1 protein-coding gene is annotated in these 1,268 nt (G+C 62.2%); it reads left to right on the top strand.

From position 1 onward, the window contains the following. The first annotated feature begins 63 nt into the window (after nt 1-63). A protein-coding gene (locus GTK01_RS20890) for an IS3 family transposase (protein ID WP_252929781.1) occupies nt 64-1,247 on the top strand; the annotation gives its coding sequence in 2 pieces (ribosomal slippage) (nt 64-328 and nt 328-1,247; 1,185 coding nt in all). The last annotated feature ends 21 nt before the right edge of the window (nt 1,248-1,268 follow it).

Genomic DNA, 1,268 nt, shown 5'->3' with positions numbered 1-1,268 from the left:
TGATCCAGCCCCACTGAACGGGTCCACCTTGAGTTATGGTTTTGACCATGAAGGAGGACCACGATGAGCAACAAACGACACAAGCCGGAAGAGATCGTCACGAAGCTTCGGCAGGTTGAAGTCCTGCGTGGCCAAGGGATGGCGATGGCGGATGCGGTTCGCCAGATCGGCGTTTCGGAGCTGACCTACTACAGGTGGCGCAAGCAGTATGGTGGCATGAGCCGCGACCAGCTTCGCCAGTTGAAGGAACTCAGGCAAGAGAACGAGCGGCTTCGCAAGGCGGTGTCCGACCTGACGCTGGACAAGCTGATCCTGTCGGAGGCGGCAAGGGGAAACTTCTGAGCCCCTCGCGCCGCCGTGCCTGCATCGACCATGTCAGGGCTGTCGTGCCGCGCGTTTCGGAGCGCCGGGTATGCCGCGTGCTGGGGCAGCATCGCTCCACGCAGCGCCGCATCCCGTGCGGCCGGGACGACGAGCAGCAACTGACGGACGACATTGTTGCACTGACCCGTCGCTATGGCCGCTACGGCTATCGCAAGATCGCCGAGCTTCTGCGCAGCCAGGCGGGCTGGGTGGTCAACGACAAGCGGGTCGAGCGCATCTGGCGGCAAGAGGGGCTGAAGGTTCCCGCAAAGCAACCGAAGAAAGGCCGGCTCTGGCTCGCCGACGGATCATGCATCCGCCTGCGTGCGGAGCGGCCCAACCATGTCTGGTCCTACGACTTTGTCGAGGATCGAACCCATGACGGAAGGAAGTATCGCATGCTCAACGTGATCGACGAGTTCACGCATGAGGCGCTTGCGATCCGTATCGATCGCAAGCTCAACTCCACCGACGTCGTCGACGTCCTGTCCGATCTCTTCATCCTACGTGGCGTGCCTGAGCACATCCGTTCCGACAACGGCCCGGAGTTCATCGCAAAGGCCGTGCAGGACTGGATCGCCGCCGTCGGAGCGAAGACCGCATACATCGCTCCCGGAAGTCCATGGGAGAATGGCTACATTGAAAGCTTCAACGCTCGCCTGCGCGACGAGCTTCTCGACGGCGAGATCTTCTACACACTCGCCGAGGCCAGGATCATCGTCGAAAGCTGGCGGCGGCATTTTAACACCGTGCGCCCACATGGATCGCTCGGCTACAAGCCGCCAGCACCGGAGGTCTTCATCCCAGCCTTCGCCGCGCGGACGGCCCTGCAAACCCAACCAGCGATGCCGCCCGCGCTGGCAACAAGACCGTCAATGCACTAACATTCCAGCCGGACCCGTCAG

Source organism: Aliihoeflea sp. 40Bstr573 (assembly GCF_024105655.1).
GTDB lineage: Bacteria > Pseudomonadota > Alphaproteobacteria > Rhizobiales > Rhizobiaceae > Aliihoeflea.
The sequence above is the reverse complement of the archived record's forward strand: the minus strand, read 5'-3'. Positions and strand labels throughout refer to the sequence as shown.